Annotated in this window: 14 protein-coding genes and 1 pseudogene; 8 read left to right on the forward strand and 7 right to left on the reverse strand. The window is 40.1% G+C overall.

Annotated elements, in window-relative coordinates:
• Positions 1-530 precede the first annotated feature (530 nt).
• Positions 531-776: pseudogene (locus tag E4O01_RS02085) on the reverse strand (hypothetical protein); the annotation flags it as partial.
• Between the two features lie 153 nt (positions 777-929).
• Here E4O01_RS02085 and uvrA point away from each other — a divergent pair.
• The 3 genes from uvrA to E4O01_RS02100 are packed head-to-tail and all read left to right on the forward strand — an operon-like array spanning position 930 to position 9,548.
• Positions 930-3,794, forward strand: coding sequence for an excinuclease ABC subunit UvrA (uvrA, locus tag E4O01_RS02090; protein WP_253693876.1), 2,865 nt, complete (start codon positions 930-932; stop codon positions 3,792-3,794).
• A gap of 9 nt (positions 3,795-3,803) precedes the next feature.
• A complete protein-coding gene (locus tag E4O01_RS02095; protein WP_253693878.1) occupies positions 3,804-7,037 on the forward strand; it encodes an LPS-assembly protein LptD in 3,234 nt (1,077 codons plus the stop codon).
• Positions 7,038-7,085: 48 nt separating this feature from the next.
• Positions 7,086-9,548, forward strand: coding sequence for a helix-hairpin-helix domain-containing protein (locus E4O01_RS02100; protein WP_253693881.1), 2,463 nt, complete (start codon positions 7,086-7,088; stop codon positions 9,546-9,548).
• Between the two features lie 43 nt (positions 9,549-9,591).
• Here E4O01_RS02100 and E4O01_RS02105 read toward each other — a convergent pair whose 3' ends face one another.
• Together E4O01_RS02105 and E4O01_RS02110 are read right to left on the reverse strand one after the other, a co-directional pair.
• Complete coding sequence (locus E4O01_RS02105) at positions 9,592-10,005, reverse strand: bacteriohemerythrin (RefSeq protein WP_253693884.1); 414 nt, start codon at positions 10,003-10,005, stop codon at positions 9,592-9,594.
• A 53-nt stretch (positions 10,006-10,058) separates the two neighbouring features.
• Positions 10,059-11,153 carry a hypothetical protein gene (locus tag E4O01_RS02110; RefSeq protein ID WP_253693887.1) on the reverse strand — a complete coding sequence of 365 codons (1,095 nt, stop codon included), beginning with the start codon at positions 11,151-11,153 and terminating at the stop codon, positions 10,059-10,061.
• Between the two features lie 33 nt (positions 11,154-11,186).
• Here E4O01_RS02110 and E4O01_RS02115 point away from each other — a divergent pair, with 33 nt between their 5' ends.
• The 3 genes from E4O01_RS02115 (at position 11,187) to E4O01_RS02125 (ending at position 15,311) form a co-directional block, all read left to right on the forward strand.
• Positions 11,187-13,592: a Lon protease family protein gene (locus E4O01_RS02115; protein ID WP_253693890.1), complete on the forward strand. Its 2,406-nt coding sequence runs from the start codon at positions 11,187-11,189 to the stop codon at positions 13,590-13,592.
• A gap of 1 nt (position 13,593) precedes the next feature.
• Positions 13,594-14,790, forward strand: a complete 1,197-nt coding sequence (xseA, locus tag E4O01_RS02120) for an exodeoxyribonuclease VII large subunit (RefSeq protein ID WP_253693892.1) — start codon at positions 13,594-13,596, stop codon at positions 14,788-14,790.
• A gap of 92 nt (positions 14,791-14,882) precedes the next feature.
• Entirely contained in the window at positions 14,883-15,311 is a 429-nt protein-coding gene (locus tag E4O01_RS02125) for a hypothetical protein (RefSeq protein WP_253693895.1), read from the forward strand.
• Positions 15,312-15,374: 63 nt separating this feature from the next.
• Here E4O01_RS02125 and E4O01_RS02130 read toward each other — a convergent pair whose 3' ends face one another.
• From E4O01_RS02130 to E4O01_RS02145, 4 genes are read right to left on the reverse strand one after another with little or no spacing between them, the layout of a single operon-like run.
• Entirely contained in the window at positions 15,375-17,222 is a 1,848-nt protein-coding gene (locus E4O01_RS02130) for a TRAP transporter large permease subunit (protein ID WP_253693898.1), read from the reverse strand.
• Positions 17,223-17,237: 15 nt separating this feature from the next.
• Entirely contained in the window at positions 17,238-18,266 is a 1,029-nt protein-coding gene (gene dctP, locus E4O01_RS02135) for a TRAP transporter substrate-binding protein DctP (protein WP_253693900.1), read from the reverse strand.
• 2 nt (positions 18,267-18,268) lie between these two features.
• Positions 18,269-19,270 carry a TRAP transporter TatT component family protein gene (locus E4O01_RS02140; RefSeq protein WP_253693902.1) on the reverse strand — a complete coding sequence of 334 codons (1,002 nt, stop codon included), beginning with the start codon at positions 19,268-19,270 and terminating at the stop codon, positions 18,269-18,271.
• Positions 19,260-19,508 (reverse strand): hypothetical protein, encoded by a 249-nt coding sequence (locus E4O01_RS02145; RefSeq protein ID WP_253693905.1) that lies wholly within the window; start codon positions 19,506-19,508, stop codon positions 19,260-19,262. The genes E4O01_RS02140 and E4O01_RS02145 overlap by 11 nt, the downstream gene beginning before the upstream one ends.
• A gap of 120 nt (positions 19,509-19,628) precedes the next feature.
• Between E4O01_RS02145 and glmS the strand changes: the two genes are divergently transcribed.
• Together glmS and glmL are read left to right on the forward strand one after the other, a co-directional pair.
• Positions 19,629-20,048: a methylaspartate mutase subunit S gene (gene glmS / locus E4O01_RS02150; protein ID WP_253693907.1), complete on the forward strand. Its 420-nt coding sequence runs from the start codon at positions 19,629-19,631 to the stop codon at positions 20,046-20,048.
• Positions 20,049-20,082: 34 nt separating this feature from the next.
• Entirely contained in the window at positions 20,083-21,462 is a 1,380-nt protein-coding gene (glmL, locus tag E4O01_RS02155; RefSeq protein ID WP_253693911.1) for a methylaspartate mutase accessory protein GlmL, read from the forward strand.
• Positions 21,463-21,631: the final 169 nt, after the last annotated feature.

The following is a 21,631-nucleotide window of genomic DNA, read 5'->3' on the forward strand; positions in this document are numbered from 1 at the left end:
CAGATACAAACCGCAAGAGCAAATTAACCGCAGACGTATCTTTAATATTTTGAGGATTAATTTTTTTGCACTAAGGAAGTAGGTGTCCGCATATTTCCAAAAAAATTCGGGGGGGGGGGGGTACTATACAGTATTTACTACTATCTTGTCTAGTAGTTTTTGAGAAAAAGTTTAATTTTTTTTCGGTGCAATAAATTTTTGTACCATGCGAATATTATAGGGGAAAGGGGCGGAGCTGTCAAGAGAAAAATGTTAAAGTTTGAAGTGCGAATGGGGAAGTACTAAGTCCAAGTGACGAGGTGCACTTCGACATTCGTCCTTTATTACAGTTTTTCGATCTCTTCTTTGGACAGTCCTGTCATTTGCAGAATAAAGGCTATTTCTCGTTCTTCCGCACGGTGTACTCATACATCGTTTTGCAGTTTTCCAATAAAGGATGGCGATGGTTCCATACAAAAGCGATGTTTGCGGTACGCAAAGTCGCAGTCAAGGAATGTACACGGAAGTACATTCCTTGACGGGGCATATTGGGGGCTTATTGTCGACTGATGTTCAGCCGGAACTATTATTTTGTTATCTACACGATACGATACATCGTTATAGAATGTCATATACAGAACTTGGGCAAGCCTGATGTTTTTTAACTGCTCTGTATCTTTAAGCTCCGTACCGTGTAAGGCATTATAGAGCGATAAAAAGTTTTCCTTGGCTTTTTCATCTTCACTGAACAAATCAACGAAAACCGAGTCCTTGTATTTGCGGTTTGGACTACTCATGACTACATCTCCCATAAGTCGATTATATCATAGACAGCGTATTTTTCAATTGTCAAAAGATTTTAATGGGCACTCCTACTACTTATGCGTAAGTCCTGTTCCGTTTCCTCTTCATCTTCCCAAAACCCGTTTTTTTGTGTATAATATTTTCTTATGAAAAATCAAAACCAAGGCGGACACCTAAATAAGCTCATCGTAAAGGGTGCCCGTGAACATAACTTAAAAAACATTGATGTGGAGCTTCCCCGCGATAAGCTCATCGTTATATCGGGTCTTTCAGGTTCGGGAAAAAGCTCCCTCGCCTTTGATACCATCTTTGCCGAGGGGCAGCGCCGCTATGTCGAGTCTCTTTCTGCCTATGCCAGGCAGTTTTTGGGCAGGATGGATAAGCCCGATGTGGACTACATTGAAGGTCTTTCTCCCGCTATTTCTATCGAACAAAAGACTACTCACCGTAACCCCCGCTCCACGGTCGGCACGGTAACGGAAATTTACGACTACTACCGCCTCCTTTTTGCCCGTACGGGGCACGCCCACTGTCCTTCTTGCGGAAAAGAGATTAAAGAGCAGACGGTTGACCAGATTATAGACACCATTATGGCCTGGCCTGAAGGAACCCGCGTTCAGATTCTGGCTCCCATCATAAAGGGAAAAAAGGGAGAGCACCAAAAGATTGTAAGCGATGCGATTGCCGCAGGCTTTGTGCGTGCCCGCATCGACGGACTTCTCGTAAACCTTGAAGACGGAATAAAGCTCGACAAACAAAAAAAGCACACAATCGAAATAATCGTAGACCGAATTCAACTGTCGGGCGATGTAAGGAAGAGGCTTTCCGAATCCGTGGAAACTGCCTTGGAAAGTTCGGGCGGAACCCTTCTTGCTACAAGGCAGGACACCAAGGATTCTCCTGTAACCGAGGTTTTCTTTTCGCAAAAAAATGCCTGCTCGGACTGCGGGATTTCGATGCCCGAATTACAGCCCCGCCTTTTTTCTTTTAATAACCCTATAGGGGCCTGCCCGGAATGTACCGGCCTCGGAATGACGCAGCACTTTGACCAGGACCTCATAGCCCCCGATAAGAGCCTTTCTTTTAACGAGGGCGTCTTTGTTCCGTATAACCCCGAATCGGACTGGAACAGGGTGCGCTTTGAAGCTCTCGCGGCCCAATACGGCTTTTCCCTTGATACGCCCCTAAATAAGCTCCCCAAAAAGATTCAAGCCATCCTTTGGGAGGGTTCGGGCGACACGAAGATTCAGTTTTCGTACACGGCTAAAAGCGGAACAGGCAAGTACTCTTATAACCGCCCATGGCCCGGCATAATGGCCGACATGAACCGCAAATATAACGAATCTTACTCGGCCTCTGTCAGGGAGTACTACGAAAAATTTATGTCGATAAAACCCTGCAAAACCTGCGGAGGGATGAGGCTTAAGCCCGAAGTGCTGGCCGTAAAGGTGGGGAATAAAAACATTCATGAGCTCACCTGCCTTTCGGTCGGGGATTCTATCGATTTTTTTGAAAAACTAAAACTTTCCGAAACGGAAGAACACATAGCCGCTCAAATCTTAAAAGAAATTAAGGCCCGCTTGGAGTTTATGAAAAACGTCGGACTCGATTACCTGACCCTCGAAAGAAAGGCTGCAACCCTTTCGGGAGGGGAAGCTCAGCGCATAAGGCTTGCGACCCAGATAGGTTCAAGCTTGATAGGCGTTCTTTATATTTTGGATGAGCCTTCGATAGGACTTCATCAAAGGGATAACCAGCGCCTTATCGATACCCTTTTATATTTGCGCAATTTGGGGAACACCCTCATCGTTGTAGAACATGACGAGCAGACTCTCCGCACGGCCGACTACATTGTAGACCTAGGCCCCGGGGCAGGCGTTCACGGTGGAAACATTACGGCGCAAGGCTCGCCTGAGGAAGTGGCAAGGGTAAAAGACAGTTTAACCGGCCAATATCTTGCAGGTACCCTTAAAATGGATATCCCCGAAAAAAGGCGTGAGGGGAACGGAAAGGCCTTGGAGCTTTCAGGCGTGAGCGAGCATAACCTAAAAGATGTTTCGATAAAGATTCCCCTGGGAGTCTTCACCTGCATTACCGGAGTTTCGGGTTCGGGAAAGTCCACCCTTTTGACTGATGTTTTGTATCCTGCAGTTTCAAACAAGATTATGCGTTCCTCCATTCCTGAAGGAACCTATAAAAAGATAAACGGCCTTGAACACATAGACAAGGTTATCAATATCGATCAAAGCCCCATAGGAAGAACGCCCCGCTCAAACCCGGCAACCTATGTAGGCGTTTTTACGGGGATAAGGGATCTTTTTGCAAGCCTTCCCGAATCGAAGGCGAGAGGTTATAAGCCCGGCCGTTTTTCTTTCAATGTGCGGGGCGGAAGGTGCGAGCATTGTCAGGGAGACGGAACCCTCACAATCGAGATGAACTTTTTGCCCGATGTTTATATAGCCTGCGATGTTTGCCGAGGAAAGAGGTTTAACAAGGAAACCCTCGATGTCCGCTATAAGGGCAAAAACATTGCCGACGTTTTGGATATGACCATCGAGGAAGCCTCGGAATTTTTTGCTCCCATTCCTCACATTGCCCGAAAACTTCAAACCCTCTTATCTGTAGGTTTGGGCTATATAAAGCTGGGGCAATCGGCCCTTACCCTTTCAGGCGGAGAAGCTCAGCGTGTAAAACTTGCAAACGAACTTGCCAAGCGCTCTACGGGCAAGACCCTCTATATCTTGGACGAGCCGACAACGGGCTTACACTTTGCAGATGTCAAGCAGCTCATGCAGGTTATCCACCGCCTGATCGATCAGGGAAACACCGTCGTTATGATCGAACACAATCTTGACGTTATCCTGCAAGCCGATAAGATTATCGACCTCGGCCCCGAAGGCGGAACCAACGGAGGGCAGATCATAGCCGAGGGCACCCCTGAAGAAGTTGCAAAGATAAAAAAATCCTATACGGGATATTACATAAAGGAAATGCTTGACCGAGTCAGGTAAGACGGAATAATGAAAAAAGTTTTGCAGGGGTTAATCTTTTTTGTATTTCTCTTTTCGGCAAATGTTTTAAAGGCCGAAGAAAAATCGGAAAATACAATAAAAATTACGATTAACTCTGCAGAGCTTACCGAGTATGTGAAGGTGCCGGCTGCCCCAATAACCGAGCCGATTGATAAGGGAACTGAAGCTGCCGGCGCTGAGACCAAAAAGGATAGCGATGAGGCTAAACCCGAAAAAGAAAAAAAAGATGAGCTGGTTATTTTTACCGGGCTCGTTTCAATTTCGGTCGCTGATGAGACTTCCGTTTCTACTATTACGGCAGATAAGATAATTCACAATAAAACACGGGAAACTTTGACTGCAATTGGAAATGTTGTGTATACACGAAAGATAGGATCCGATGAAGGTGAAAGTTTTAACGGCGAAGCTTTGATTTTTAATATTAAAAAACTTGAAGGCGTATTCGTTGACGGAATTATAGAACAGGCTCCTGCAAAAAAAGGGCAAGACCCTTTTAGAATTCACACAGGGCTTGCAGGAAGAAATGAAAGCGGAGCCATAGCTTTTAAGGATGCCCTGCTTACGACCAGTAAAGAAAAATATCCTCTGTGGTCTATTAGAGCAAGCCGTCTTTGGATTTTACCCGGAAACGAAATGGCTTTTTTTAACGGCTTTTTATCGGTGGGTGTTGTTCCCGTAATGTATTTTCCGTTTTTTTATTATCCTTCGGATGAGATGCTTTTTCATCCTGTCTTCGGATTTAAAAATAGGGAAGGAGCTTTTGTACAAACGACTACTTATCTTCTTGGACGTAAACCTATTCCTAAAAGCGATGAAGCCACTTCGTTTTCAAATTTTATGCAAAGCGATACGGTAAAAAAGCAAAAACTTGAAGGCTTGTTTTTTAAAAAACTGGATGAACCGGCTTCAGATACAGGCGATTCGTATTTAAAGCTTATAGCCGATGCTTATTCCGGTCTCGGATATATGACAGGTATCGACGGAAAATTTATTCCGAAAAAAGGATATGTGAAACAAATTGATTTTCACGGCCTTTTAGGATTTTCTTATACCTTATACCCGGGGAACGGCCTTTTATTTAGTCAATACGGCGATCTCGGCAAAGAAAAAGCCGTCAATAAGGCAAACTTTTTCGGCAAAATAGTTCCTTTTAGATACAGTTTTAATTTTAGCATGAGCATGACAAAAAGCCCTTTTAATGTTTCAATTTCTTTTCCTTTTATTTCGGATCCTTTTTTTAAAAAAGATTTTATGGGAAGAAGTGAGGACATGAATTGGTTTAAATACTTTTTAAATAAAGATAAAATAGCTGCCGAAGAAAGTCCTGCCGGTGAACCCTTCTATTCATGGAAAATTGACAGCTCGATAAATCCGAGTTTTCCCGTATTGCGTCCTTGGATAACTTATATGTCGCTTGAGTCTTTTTCGGGAAAAGTGAATTTTGAATCTAAAGAAAATAAAAGCCTTACGGGAAATGATTCTTTGTATGCTCCCGACAGATTATTTTATTATCCTAAAAATATTCTCCCGGAACTAAGGGCCGGACTCGGGGGAACAATTTTTTCTACATCAATGCTGACACAAAAAAAAGATAAAAAACAAAAACAAGATATTGCAGGTATTAAAAATCCTTTCGAAGAAAAACCTGACAGTACAAATACGGAAAATGATAAAAACGATAAAGCAAATAATGATGAAAAGAAAAAAGATGAAGTTCCGGTTTTTTCTAGCGAGTTATTTCCCGGCTATAAAATTGACGGAGTAAAAACCGAGCGGGCTTTAAATTTTATAGATTATGATTTGACCTATAAATTAAGCGGTTCATTTTTTCAAGATTTAATCTTTGATCATAAAGAATGGAAAAAGCCTTTTGATATCAACTGGAATAATTTCTCCTCAAATTATTATAAGTTAACAGGACAAGCAAAGATCGACAGCCGGTTTTCGTACAATAAAGGTTTTTTGAATTTATCCAATTCATTCGAATTGAATGGTAATCATCAAAAACATACATGGCATAAGGACAAAACAGAACAAGATAAATTACAGTTAAACAATTATAAATTGAATGTTTATACGCTGAATAATACGAACAGTTTAAAATTAAATCCTTTTATTTCGAACGAATTGTTTAAACCGACTTTTTTGGAATGGTCTATTTCGGAAGTTCTTCTTCAAAGTAAATTCAAAGGCACTGTTGCAAAACCTGAATGGAAAAATATAGGAGCAAAATGGGATAAAGAGTATATCAAGACTCATGCTTTTTCTGCAGGTTTGGGTATCAATATAAAAGGCTATACACAATTACTTAGTTCATCCATAAATTTAAGTCCGCTTTTACAAGCTTATTCTTTTACGGGAGGCTTCTCTTTTCCTTACGGAAAACTTAATTTGTTCACAAAATTATTTGAAAAAGAAAATGCTTTAAAAAAATGGTATTGGGATCCCTTTGATGTCAATCTAAGTTTTTCGTTTCCTTATAATATTTCATTGGGGCAATCATATGTTTATAACATCGAAGAAAAGCGGAGTGAAAAATATGCTGCATCTTTTTCATGGACTTATATGTCGGCAGTTTATGCAATGAGTTACGATACTCCATATAAATTGGAACCCTCTTCGGGATGGAAAGCCTTACCCTATAAAAAATTTATTCCCCGTTCATTCGATCTAAATTTTTCAAATTCATCCAAACCTATTGAAGTTTATGCATGGAAAAACAGAATTAAATTACAGTTTTCGTTTAACTCTTCTCTTAATTTTAATTTAATACGTGTTACGGATTCTTCTTTTTCGTTTTCTCCTAAATTGACTTTTAAAATACATGAATTTTTAGATATAAGCTTTAGTGCCTTATCCCGCAATGATGTTATTGCAAGATATTTTCAAGATGTTATCAATCTGCCTGTTGTCATGCCCGGAGAAAAAAACATATTAAAAGATTTGGCTTATTCTTTTTATTTTTGGGATGAGAGGTCAAGACTGCAGTCTGGATTTAAATTAAAATCTCTTAACTTTGATTTAACTCACTATTTAAAAGATTGGCTTATGAAGTTTTCATATTCAATAAAACCCGTTTTAAGAAAGACCGGAGGAAGAAACCGCTATGAACTTGTACCCACAGTAACATTTTTGGTTCAATGGAATCCGATAGGCGATATAAAGGTTCAAACAAAAAAAGAAGACAATGTATTTTCTGTTACAAGCGGAGAGTTAAAATAGGACTCTCAAATTGCAGCCCCGTTTTAAGCCCTTGATTTTCTTTTTTTTATGGTATATACTCGTTTTATTATGGAATTTACAAATGAGTTTATTGAAGGCCTCAGTGTAAACGAGGTAGATATTATGAAACGTATTGCAGAAGAGCTGAACATAAAGACAGCTCAAGTTTCTGCAGTTATAAGTTTGGTCAATGAGGGATGCACCATCCCCTTTATTTCCCGTTACCGAAAAGAAATGCACGGTTCTCTTGATGAAGTTCAAGTAAGGGATTCCGACCGTCTGTTTAAATCTTATACAAATCTGGAAACTCGCCGTCTTGAAATTGTCCGCGGAATTTTTGCAGCAGGAAAGTTGACCGACTCTCTTTATGAAAATATAATGAAGGCCGCCACTCTTACCGAGCTTGAAGATATTTGGCTTCCCTTCAAAAAGAAAAAGAAAACCCGCGGTATGCTTGCCGTTGAAAGAGGTTTACAAGCCTTAGCCGATTTAATGAAAGAGCTTGAAGTCGCCCCTCTTGAAGAGAAGGCTAAAGACTTTGTCGTTACAAATGCCGAAACGGAAGAACTCAATGTTCCGACTGTTGAAGATGCTCTCCAAGGTGCTGCCGATATAATTGCCGAAGAAATTTCTCAGGATACCGAAAACCGCAAAACTATTCACGATTATTTTATAAAGACAGGAAAGTTTGAAGTTAAGGGATTAGGAGATGAAGAGGCTGCAAAAACTTCAGTTTATCAGATGTACTGGGATTATTCAGAAAACTTAAACGAAATTAAACCTCACCGTGTGCTTGCGATTAACCGCGGAGAGAGGGAAGGCGTTTTGGAAGTAAAAATAGATGTAAGTATCGAAGATGCAATTTCTCTTTTACTAAACTCTTATACCATTCATAACGATTACCATAAGGAAGCCGTCGCTGACGGTCTTGTGCGGTTGCTTTCTCCTGCCGTTTTGCGCGAAATCAGAAGCGATCTTGCCGATACGGCTGACGAACACGGTATAAATATTTTCAGTGAAAACTTAAAGCATCTTTTGATGACTCAGCCCATCAAAGGTACCAGAGTTCTCGGAGTTGACCCCGGTATAAGGACAGGTACTAAGTGTGCCGCTCTCGATGAGACGGGAAAATACCTCGGCTCCTTTGTTATGCATCAGCACAAGACTGAAGAAGCAAAGTTCTTGGTTCTGGAAGCCGTAAAAAAATACAATGTTCAGCTCATCGCTGTCGGGAACGGTACGGGCTCCCACGAGGTACAGGAAATAGTTTCCGCAGTTATAAAAGAATCTTGTCCCGATGTTTTGTTTACTGTAGTTGATGAAGACGGAGCTTCCGTTTATTCTGCAGGCGATGTTGCCCGCGAAGAATTCCCCGATTTGGATTTAACGATAAGGGGCGCAATTTCTATCGGAAGAAGATTGCAGGATCCGCTTGCTGAGCTTGTAAAGATAGATCCGAAATCCATAGGAGTCGGATTGTACCAGCACGACCTAAACCAAAAAAAATTAAGCGAAGAGCTTGATGCCGTTGTGGGTTCGGTTGTAAACAATGTAGGTGTAAACATAAATACTGCAAGTGCTTCTTTGTTAAAATACGTTTCGGGCGTAAGTTCCTCTCTTGCAAAAAAGATTGTTGCCCGCCGTGAGACCGAAGGGATCTTCACCGACAGGGAACAATTAAAAAAGGTAAGCGGAATGGGGCCTAAGTCTTTTGAACAGTGCGCAGGCTTTTTAAAAATCCCGGAAAGCTCCAACCCCTTAGATAATTCTTGGGTTCACCCCGAAAACTATGAAACCGGAAAAATCATCTATGATATAATTCATAAAAATGAAGAAGTATCGGGAGAGCTCCGAAGCGAGATAAAAACTAAGTACAATATCGGAGATCAAACCATAAACGATATCATCGAAGAGTTAAAAAAGCCTAACCGCGACCCGCGTGAAGATTGCCCCAAGCCTATAATGCAGCAGGGCGTTCTTCAATTTGAAGACTTAAAAGTCGGAATGACCGTAAAGGGAAAAATCAAAAACGTAGTCGACTTCGGCGCCTTTGTAGATTTGGGGATAAAGGAAACTGCCCTCTTACATATCTCCGAGATGAGCGATTCCTATATTTCCGATCCGCTTGAGGCTGTAAAAGTAGGCGATATTGTAGAGTGTAAAATTATTTCGCTTGATGAAGACCGCCGCCGAATTTCTTTGAGCCGAAAAAGCGGAGAAGGCAGCTCCGGAGGTACCGCCCGTCTTACAGCAAAGCAAAAGAGTGAGGTTAAAAAGCTTGTGGTAAAAACAAAGGACGGCAAAACCCTTACCGTTAAAACCGCCGCCGGAAAACCGGCAGTGCAGGGAGGCAAGGAACTTTCCGAAAGAGGAGAAAGAAGTCCCGCAGCAAGGGGTGAAAGGTCTCCTGCCCATCGAGGCGACAGAAAAGTCGGCGAACCCCGCTCCCGCAAGGATGATGACGGAACCAAATACAATCCCTTTGCAATTTTATTGCAGGGTAAGAAGTAAATCATAAAAAACCGCCAAAAGCAATTTGCTTAGGCGGTTTTATTTATTTTTTATGTGCAAAATAGAAACGGGACATTTCTTTATCCGTGATTAGGATGTGGTTAAAAAGCCAATCACGTAAAAACCGCACAAAGGCATTTGGAACAAATTGTTTTCCGTTGCGATAGTCATTTACGGATTGTAAAATTTCTTTTACAAAATCTTCATGATTTTGTTTATGTTCTTTGATGTTCGGATAATTGATTTCTTCCATCATTCTTTCTTCATCTTTAAAATGAATCATTACATATTCTACAAGTTCTTTCATTACCTGTTTAAACTTTTCTTCCAAGGCTCCTTTTTCGCCCAGACAGGCATGATACAATTCGTTTATCAGCTCTACCAATCTTCTATGCTGCTTATCTACTTGTTCTATTCCCAAATCATAGCTGGCATCCCAGACAACAAAATCATCCATAAAAATCCACCTCAAAAATAATTATCGGCACATAATGCTCATAAATTAAGAATTTATTTTATCGTAAGGCTTGACCTAAGATTAAGCCACTTTTCAAAGGCCTTAACGGTTTTTATTCTGTCTTGTCTTCCCAAATCACGCTCTGCACCCAGTAAAAGACTTGCAAGAATATCGTTTCCTCTTAAATCGCCGAAACCGGGTAAATTTTCTTTTGATTGAATAAAGATACATATAGGGAAAAGAGCCGTGTCTTCGGAAAACTTTAAATCTTTTTCATTTAATATAATGTATGATCCGTCTTTTAAACCTTTAGGCAGAGGTTCATTTTCGGAGACAATAAAAAAAGCTCTCGAAAAAGCATTCTGATTTTTATTGTAATAATCGCAAAGAGGTTGAACTTGCGGGCCTTCTGCAATTAAAAATAGTTCGGTTTTTTTTAAAAAATCGGTAAGTTTAGATAAAGTTTTTATTAATTCCTCTTCTTGCAGTTTTTCGGAATAGTCTTCTTTATTTTTTAAAACGGAATTTAATACCGTAAAAAAAAGTTCTGAGTGTTTGAGATTGTATTTATACCCCTTACTTTTAGGAAGAGATAAACTTGCAATCTTATAGCCTTCGTTTAGAAGATAGCGGTCAAAGGTTCCGATATATTCTTCAGCCGGGAAGGGCGGAACTATTATAATTGCTTCATTTTCTTTATTGCAAGGTTCAGGCTTGTAGTAAGTCCCTGCTGTTTTTTTACTATCATCGGTAAAATAAATTTTTTCTGCCTCAGCAACGGAAGTAAAAACTGCATATTCTCTTTCAGGGGAAAAATAAAAAGCTGCATAAAAAGCTCCGCCCAGCAAGATAAGGAGAAAAATTCTCAACAAAATTGAGGGAATTGCATAAAAATTGTTGGGAACTTGCCTTAAAAACATTACAAATCTTGCAAATTCTGTTATAATACAGATTATGACTATCAGTACTGCGGGTATTAGAGAAAAGATTAAACCTTGGCCCATGATTGTAAAGATTAAAATTATAAAAGAGACCAAAGGCAAAAGCGGGATTGCACCGGCTGTTTTAAGAGCTTTTGAAAAAGGACGAATCAAAGGCAGAATCAGTAAAATTAAAACAAGTATTTCGCTGACAAAAAAATCAGACATAATATCCTCACAAGTACAATTTAAGGAGCTTACATGATGAACGGTTCTGCAGAAAAATTAAACCTTGACGAACTGGAATTTTCCTTTCCCGAATCCAAGATAAGGGAATTAAAAAATAACGGGCTTGACTCGGCGATAGTCGGGCAAGACCGTGCTCTAAAGGCAATCGAACTGGGACTCGGCATAGAGGGTGAAGGCTATAACATTTTTGTTATGGGTGCACCCGGAACAGGCCGAAGAACCGTCCTAGCATCTCTCTTGCGGAATTATAAACCAAATTCCGCAAAACTTCAAGATATAGCCTATGCTTATAACTTCAGCCGGCCGATTGAACCTATAGCCCTTTTTTTTCCTGCCGGAGAGGGAAGGCTGTTCCGCAATAAAATAAAAAAAGCTATAGGTAAGATTCATACACAGACTCTCGCTCTTTTAAAATCCGAAGGATTTTTGGCCGAGCAAAAAAAAATCGTTACCAAAACCGACAATGAAGAAAATCTGCTTATAACGGAGTTCGAGACCAAGATGCTGCATACGGGTTTTAAGGTATTGCAGATAAAAGATGAAAACAATCAGTCATTGGATTTAATTCCCATCATAAAGGGAAAGGAAGTTTCTTTTAGCGAACTTCAATCAAGGGCTGCCCGAAAAAAATTCAGCGAACAAGAGCTGGCTGCCTTGCGTGAAAAATACTATGCTTCTCTCGATGAAATGTCCGAGCTCTTTTCTCTTTTACGGGATAAGAGGATTGCAATGGACGAAAGCCTTCTAAAACATCAAAAAGATTCCGTTATGCCGATAATTAATGAAGCCCTCGAACCTTTAAGAAAGCTGGTCGATTCCTATACGGCAAAATCCGATAACCCCAAACAGATCGAAGACAATAAAAAGATTCTTTTATTTTTAAAAAAGGCCGAAGAAGATTTAATCAGCAGAATGAATATCTACAGTGCGGAATTTAAATCTTCCAGGATAAAGAAAAACTTTTTCGGGCGCTACCTTATCAATCTTATTTGTGAAAATAATAAAGATAAAAATTACGTAATAAATGAAAATCTTCCCAGCTTTACGAATTTATTCGGCACTATCGAGTCTCATTCCGATTCGGATGCTCCCGAAATTAACGGGCATTTGCGCATAAGGGAAGGTGCCGTCCACAGGGCCTTCGGCGGCTATCTTATAGTAAGGCTTCACGACTTGCTTGAAGAAGACGACTCTTGGTCCTATTTAAAAAGAGTTTTGCAGTCGGGCAAAATCGAAATACAGATGCCCCCGTCGGGGAACCATACTCCGAGTGTTTTTAAACCCGAAGCTCTCCCTGCAAATTTTAAGATAATCATAATAGGCGGAGAATACACCTACGATATTCTTTATCAGGAAGACCCCGACTTTTACAAGCTCTTTAAGGTCTGTGCCGAATTTGATTCGGTAATGCAAAAAAACGATAAAAACATTGCTGCCCTGATTCATTTGACCGAGTTCCTTTGTAAAGAAAAAAAAGCTCTCAGCTTCGATGATTCGGGATACAGCCGCCTGATTTCCTATGCGTCTGAACTTGCAGGTTCCCGCCATCTTCTTACGGCTCAATTCACTAAAATTTCGGACCTTATTATCGAAGCAGATTTTAATGCAAAGCAGCAACACAAGAATGCCATTTGCGCCGCCGTCTTAAACGACACAATCGAAAAGCGGCACTACCTTCATGCTCTTCCTGAAGAAAAATTTGCAGAGATGGTTCAGCTGGGCGAAATTTTAATAGATGTTTCGGGCTCCAAGCTTGCAAAAATAAACGGCCTCGCCGTAGAGGAAAGGGGATATCATTCTTTCGGTGTGCCCGTTTCGGTTACGGCCCAAGCTTCCCCGGGGACGGGAGGCATAATCAATATAGAAAGGGAAGCCGGCCTTTCGGGCGAAATCTACGATAAGGCCCACCTTATCATAACTTCTCTTTTGCGGGAAAAATTCTCAAAGGATATTCCTCTTTCAATTTCTGCAAGTATTTGTTTTGAACAGTCCTACAGCTACATCGACGGAGACTCCGCTTCTTGCGCCGAGTTTTTAGCCCTTATTTCTGCCATCGGCGGTTTTGAGATGAGGCAGGATATAGCCGTTACGGGAAGCTTAAACCAGCACGGCATGGTTCAGCCGGTAGGCGGTATCACCGAAAAGATTGAAGGCTTTTTTAATACCTGTAAAATTTTAGGCTTTACCGGCACTCAAGGTGTTATGATTCCTTTCAGCAATAAAAACAATTTGTTTTTATCCAAGGAAGTTCAAGAAGCCGTAAAGGATGGTAAGTTTAATATTTGGACAATAAAGACGATCGATGAAGGAATAAAACTTTTATCGGGCCTTCAAGAAGAGATGTACACTTGGATGATTTCTCAAAGGCTTGAAGAGTTTTACAAAAAGGTCAACGAAATTTCTTTGAGGAAAAATTAAGATGGTACAAACTTATTCCGTATATGAAATCACTTTGCAAATAAAAGAACTTTTGGAAAGAGGCTTCGGCTATGTTTCGATTGAGGGCGAAATTTCAAACTTCCGCCCCTCAGCTGCCGGCCACCTCTATTTTACTTTAAAGGATGACAAGGCTTCAATTCAGGCCGTGATGTTTAAGGGAAAGTCCCGCACTTTGAGCTTTGTTCCCAAGGACGGCATGACCGTAAAAGCGGAAGGAGCAATTTCGGTATATGAGCAGCGCGGTTCTTATCAGATTATTATCGAAGAGATGAGTCTTGCAGGCGAGGGCAATATTTTAAAAATGCTTGAAGAGCGCAAACAAAAACTTGCCGCCGAGGGGCTTTTCGATTCCGAAAGGAAAAAAGCCTTGCCGCCTTTTCCGAACCGCATTGCAGTAATTACAAGCCCCACCGGAGCTGCCGTCAGGGATATCATAAATGTGGTAAAAAGACGGAACGAAAAAATAGATATAGTTGTTCTTCCTGCAATAGTGCAGGGGGAAGAGGCCGCTCCCGCCTTAATCAGACAGCTAAAAATTGCAGATGAAAAAAAATTGGGCGATGTCATTATAATAGGGCGGGGGGGAGGCTCTTTGGAAGACCTTCTTCCCTTTTCGGATGAAGAACTTGTCAGGGCAATAGCCGCCTGCAAAACTCTCGTCATCTCTGCTGTAGGTCACGAAATCGACTGGGCTTTATCGGACTTTGCCGCCGACATGAGGGCTCCTACTCCCTCTGCTGCCGCAGAGCTGGCTGCTCCCATCTTAAACGATATAATGTATTCCATCGCCGTAAGCCGCGAGGACCTCACACAAAACATCGAAAACCGAATTGAAAGGATAAGGCTCATGCTGAATAATTTTAAGCCCGATTCCTTGGAACTGCGCTTTAGAAACATTCAGCAGCCCCTTCTTGCAAGATTCGACACCGCAAAAGAAGAAATCCTTGCAGGCATGCAGGATAGGTGCCGAGATTTTAAGCAAAGGCTTTTAATTTTAAACAAGATTTTGGAAGGAGCAAACCCTCAAGCTATTTTGGACAGGGGTTATTCCATTGTGCGCAATGCCGAAACAGGCAAAACCATCCGCTCCTTTTTGCAAGTTAAAGAAGGAGAGCGGGTTTTAATTCAGCCTTCAAAGGGAACAATTGAGGCTGAGATAAAAGGAACTACGGGTTAAAATCTAATTTATCTCTACAGCAAAGCATTTCTTATTCCGATACAATAAAAAGGGCTGTCTTACGGCTCCGATTTTAATTTATGGAGGTTCTTATGAAAAGAACTGTAGGTCTTGTAGTATTACAGATTGCACTGGCTTTCTTTTTGATTGTTGCAGGTGTTTTGGGTTTAATCCGCTCAAGTGCAGGAGAATTGGGGCAGGCAATTTCTCTTTTAGATGCAGTTTTTAAAAGCCAAACAGTAACCACGGTCATTATAATAACATTGGCAGTGGCAGAGCTTATTGCCGGGGTGTTTTTAATTGTGGAATTTTTTTCAGCCGAAATACGTCTAACCGGAATAATTCTTATAATTTTTATGATTTTATGGATTATCAATATCGTTTTAATCGATATTATCGGTCCGATAAACGGTAATATTTTTAGAAGCACCATGTCGGTGTTAAATTATCTTTCTCAGTTGTCAAGACACTTAATGATTTTGGGTGCTATCATCGCAGTAAAAGATAAGAGCCGCGTTTAAAAGAATTCCGATTGACGAATGACAAATGCCTATTGACTCCTGTCATTCGTCAGTTATCGCTTGTTATTTTACAAAGATCATGCTGAACCATGGGATGTATGTAATCAAAAGTAAAATAATAAACTGTACTGCAAGGTAGGGTAATATATTTTTTACTATTTTTATTACCGGTTTTTTAAATGTATAGCTTGCTATAAATAGATTCATTCCTATAGGCGGAGTTAAAAAACCTAGAGCCAGGTTAGTTAAAAAAATTACTCCTGTATGGACAGGATGTATACCGAAACTTTCGGCAACGGGTATAATCAGCGGAGATACTACCAAAATTGCCGAATACAAATCCATAATGCATCCCACTATCAAAAGAACAATATTTAAGAGAAGTAAAAATAAAATTTTTGAACCCACAAATGTTATAGCCAAATCGGAAAGGGTTTCAGGAATTCCTGCATATACTAAAAATAAAGCGAGTCCCTTTGCCGCTCCGATTATTACAAGAACTCCTCCTGCAATCGGTATACTTTGAAGAATAACGGCAAGAGATTTTTTTATGGTGAAATCCTTTCTGATAAATACTTCCAAGATAAATGAATATAGAACTGTAAAAGCTGCAGTTTCAAAAAGCGTAAAATAGCCCCCGAAATAAAAAACGGCTATTAAGATTGGCAAAAGCAGTTCCAAAAATCCCGATTTAAAGCTTTCAAAAAGAGCTTCTCGTGAAAATCTGATTCGTTTTGAGCTTTTGTCCTTTATAATTCCCACAGTAATCATTGATAAGGCTAAAAGGATACCCGGAAGAATTGAGCCCTTGAATAAGTCAAATATGTTTACCGTCATAAAATTAGTGGCACCGTAAACTATAACTGCCAAACTAGGAGGCAGCAATAGTCCGATAGAGCCTGATGCGGTTATAAGAGCTTCGGAGTCATCTTCGGAATATCCTGATCCTGTCAAAATTACGCTTAAGATACCTCCGAGCGCCAAGATAGTTACTCCTGAGGCTCCTGTAAAAGTTGTAAAAAATGTAGCAACCAGAACGGAAGCAATTACGACACCGCCTCTTATACATCCGACAGAGCTTTTTACAAAGTTCAAAAGCCGGTTTCCTGCACTTCCTCCGGCTAAAAGATATCCTGCCACGGTAAACATAGGAATGGCCGCTATTGAGGTATCCGTTAAAATATTATAAGTTTCCATCGGAATACTTTCTACATATCCGCCTGTAGTCATAAATGCAAAATATGCCAGACCTGAAAGTACAATGTAAAGAGGCATACCGAAAAGGCTGAAAGCCGTCAATATCAACACGATTCCCCAAATAGCTTTTTCCGAAAAAATTTGCATAAAGTTAAATATATTGGTTAAAAGCTCGGCAAAGCCGGAGTCGTTTATTTCAGGATACCATGAACTGAATATCAAATTTAAAAGGCCTAAAATGGAACCGGTACTTATTAGCATCCCAAGCAGTAAGCCTACGATACTTATAATTATGCACCTGCTTCTTTTTACTTCGAGTACGAGCATGATTAGGTACATAGGCGGAAGAGCTGAAAAGAAAATCATTATGGGAATGTGAAGGATGTGATCCTCTGAAGAAATCATATTATAATTTGGGAATACCGATAGAAATATAGCCGTAAGTATTGCAATATTTAAACAGGCCACAACCTTTTGTATGATGTCTTGAATTTTTTTATCGAATTTGGAAGTAAAAACTTCTATATTGAGCTGTTTTTTTTCCGCGGTAGTTATTATACCGGCAAGACATGCAAAGACAAAAACAAGCTGAACAATCAAGCGACCCGATTCCAGACTGCTTTTTCCTAAATTGCCGGCAACATGAAGAATAAAAGGCAGTACAATAAGTACTGCCGTCAAAGCTAAAATAAAACCATTAACTATCTTTCTCATTTTACCATAATATACTTATTTTCTATATGCTTCAAGCTGTTTTACAATTTTTTCGTATATTTCGGCATTTATGACACTTGGAATTGCTTTTTGAACTTTCTTCATATCCATATGAAATTCTTGTGCCCATTCCTTTTTTTGTTGCGAGGTAAGGCTTATTACTTTAAGTCCTTCTTGTTTCATTTTTTTTGCATAATCTTTTTCCATATCTTCAAGGGCTGCATTGAGGTTTTTTGTTGTTCTATCCATTGCTGCGAGCATTGCAGGTTTGTATTGTTCAGGTATAAGAGCCCATGATTCATCTGCAATAACAAAACCTGCCATTATGGGACAGAGTCTTGCATCAAGCATATAAGAAACATCTTTGTTGAGTCTTAGAGTATAGGTTAAAATGGAAACTGATGCAAAGCTCCTTGCTCCGCCTGTCGCTTTCATTTCTTGAGTGAATTTTGCAGGGTTTACAGGAAGGACATTAAAGCCTGAAATATTTAGAACATCAATAAAGTCCTTTGTGTCATTTGAACAGATCATTTTGATTTTCTTTAGTTCATTTAGACTTGAGTATGAATCCTTTGTATAAAAAGAAAGCCAGCCTACATTTGACCATGTTATGAGTTTACATCCATTCTTTTGAATTTCGTTTTCAAAAACATAACCGTATTTATTTAAAATTAAATCAAGCTCGTCTTGGCTTTGTATTAAGAAGGGGAGAGAAAGAGTAAAAATTTTTGCATTCGGTGCAAGTTCGTTTAGACCTACAGGAGTCAAAATAGCTCCATCGATCTGAGGCCTTTGTCCGGGCCGGGACGGCTTCATCTTTACAACTCCGGCCTTTTCTCCGCCGAGAACAGTCATATCCATAAACCGTACACTTACAAGTCCGTTTGTTATTTTATTCCACTCCTGAGCTAATTTTTTTAATTCTATATCCCATGGAGTTCTTGCAGGTGCACTGCTTGCAATTTTCAAAACGACTTTCTTTTGAGCAAAAATACCCGAAACTGCTATAAATGCAAAAAAGATAAACAATAATTTTTTCTTCATTTTTATTCTCCCAATATAAAAAGTTCTTTATTTTCTTTAAGCCAGGCTGCATATCTTTGCGAAATACCGATGACCAGCTTATTATCAGGATTTAATTCCGGATCGACGGCCAGAGCTTTTTTTATTGCCTCGTCAAAACCTTTACTATCCTGTTTAGGTACACAAAAAGAAAGAGCATAAGTTACATAAACCGAAGGATTTTTCCCGCCGGAGAGCTCGAAAGCTTTTTGATAGGCCTTATGAGCCTTTTCGATGTCTCCGCCCAAATTATCCGGAGCCGAAGCATAAAATTTGGTCAAAATTTCCCATGTGCTACCTTCGGAATACTTGGGATCAAGACTACAAACCTTTTCAAGCATTGCTCTTGCTCCTTGAACGGCCTGTAGGCTTTGAATATCCAGCGGATCAAGGGAAAATGCTGCCAAAATGCCTGATCCTGCCCAGTGCAGGGCTTCCGCATCATAAATTTGGCAGTTTTTTAAAGCCGAATTTATCTTTTCAGGGTTATCCGATTTTACGGCTTCAGTAAATCCGGGATAGGCTGTTTCCAGGGCGTAAAGAATTTTGGTATATCCTCTTTTATAAAATTTTTTTGCCCTATTAAAAGCCTTATCTTTTTTATCGTATTCATCATCCGAAAGATAATTCGCAGGTCCTTCAATAAAAGCATTTGCATACATTATATAAAGTTCCCCGGTCATAATAGCAAGCCCCCGATGGGATGGGTTAGCTATGTGCATTCCCTCATAAAGCTTTAAAATTATAGGAAAAACTTCTCCCACAAGCTCAATATCGTCTTCTTCGGTCAAAGCCGTAATAGGATTAGGAGAATCGGGATCCGGTTTTATATTTATCTTTTTTTCCGGTAGAGGAGCCATGGCATTCGCGACAGAATTATATGCCATCTTTTTTATTGAGCAAGAAGAAAAAATAAGGCCTAACAGAACTACCAAAACAAGCATGGTATTTTTAAATAAGAAAAAATTGCTATTTCTATTTTTCATTTTTCCAATCCTCTATAAATTTTTCATAGGCCGCGATAGATGCCGAAAGAGCGATTTCGTGAACCTTGCTTCTTCCGTCAATATTGTTTCCTTCCAATATATAAAGAGCATCCAAAGTGCCTTGCAGATCTTCGATGGAGCAGTCTTTAGAATTTTCCCTTCGCCGGGATAAAACTCTTATTTCATCATCGAATAATTCGTTAAATTTTATTGTTTCCCAGTCTGTAATTTCCGACATAGTTAACACTATAATAAATTTTTATAATTTTTACAAGGTGTTCAAATTTTTCGTGCTCTTGACATAGCTCTCTTTTAGTAATAAACTGTGCCCAACACGATAAATTTGAGGAGGCGGAATATGGCAAGAAAGATTAAACTTGTATTGGGCGTAATAGGCTCTGATTGTCATGCTGTCGGAAATAAAATTTTGGATTACTCATTGACCGAGGCAGGTTTTGATGTAACAAACATAGGCGTTTTAAGCCCTCAGGAAGACTTTATAAATGCAGCTCTTGAAACGAGCGCGGATGCTATTTTGGTGTCCTCGCTTTACGGTCAAGGGGAATTGGACTGCAAGGGATTGAGAGAAAAATGCGACGAAGCCGGGTTAAAAGGCATCAAGCTCTTTGTCGGAGGAAACATAGTTGTAGGTAAACAGGATTTTACCGAGGTAAAAAAGAGGTTTGAAGATATGGGCTTCGATCATGTATATCCGCCGGGAACATCGGTTGAAACCACTATCAATGATCTGCATGCAGACTTCCCCGATCATGCATAGAGCTTAAACAGAAATTGAAACTTAACTTAAAAAAATGAACTGCTATTTATTTGTTGATTTTGGAAGTACAAATACAAAAATAACTCTTGTGGATATCGAAAAAGAAGATATCGTAGGCACGGCAAAGGCTTATACCACAGTTGAAACCGACGTTATGACAGGATACAACAATGCTCTTGAGATCCTAAATCAAAAAGTCGGGAAAAATTATACCGTAGTAAAAAGCCTTGCCTGCTCATCTGCAGCAGGAGGCTTGAAGATTATAGCCATCGGCCTTGTTCCTGAGCTTACAAGCGAGGCAGCAAAGCGGGCCGCCCTCGGTGCCGGGGCTAAGGTAATTCATACTTACAGCCATAATCTCAATAAGGGTGAGGCTGAAGAAATAGTAAATTCCAACGCCGATATCATCCTTTTGGCAGGAGGCACAAACGGCGGAGATTCCAGATGTATAATCCACAATGCACAAATGCTTGCGGATTACGGCGTAAAGGTTCCGGTTGTTGTTGCAGGCAACAAGAGCGCCGAAGACGAAATCATCGAAATTTTTAAAGATAAAGTGGATTTTCATCTGGCCGAAAACGTAATGCCCAAGATAAACAAGCTGAACGTTGAAAGTGCAAGGGAAACAATCCGCAATATTTTTATGAGCAATATTGTGCACGCAAAGGGTATGACCCATGTCGAAAGCAATATCGACAATATTCTTATGCCTACTCCGGCTGCTGTTCTAAAAGCCGCTCAGACACTTTCGGAAGGAACAGATAATGAAGACGGGTTCGGAGATATAATCGTTTTGGATATTGGAGGGGCTACAACCGATGTTCACTCGGCTGCTGATGGAGATCCGACCCAAAGTTCGATTTTTCTCTATGGACTTCCTGAAGCCTTTTTAAAGCGTACGGTTGAAGGAGATTTGGGGATGAGATACTCTCTTCCTACAGTGGCTGAGGTACAAGGCCCCCATGGGCTTAGACACTATCTTCCCAAAGAGTATAAATTCAACATTGAAGACGAAGTAAAAAAAAGAAACGAGCATACCGACTTTATTTCTGAAAACGAAAAAGATTTAGCCTTTGATTGTGCCGTCGCTAAGGTTTGTGCAGATGTTTCTATGGGACGCCATGTGGGAGTCCTAACCCCTGTCTACACGGGCTGCGGTGCCAGCTTTCAACAAGAAGGAAAGGATTTAACCGATCTTAGATATATAATAGGTACAGGTGGAATATTGGTTTATAACCCTAACTATAAGGAAATTATGGAAGCCTGTAAGTTCCGCGAGGATGATCCTTTTAGCCTAAAGCCTAAAAATCCCCAGTTTCTTCTTGACAAGGAGTATATTTTGTCGGCTATGGGGCTTTTGGCTACCGAAAACCCCGATATGGCGATAAGAATAATGAAAAAACATCTGCTGTAAATTTATCTTTATTTAAGAATATTTTGCGGTTTATACTATTTTATCATCTTTTGGATTTTGTATTGACTTTTTGTGAGTTTTAGTGTATCATAAGCCCTTAAATATATGGTAGAGCCGCAGACTTGTGCGGCAGTTGCGGTGGATCCGCTTTTTAATTTTAGATATTTTG

It is taken from the genome of Treponema sp. OMZ 790, from assembly GCF_024181285.1.
In the GTDB taxonomy this organism is placed as follows: domain Bacteria; phylum Spirochaetota; class Spirochaetia; order Treponematales; family Treponemataceae; genus Treponema_B.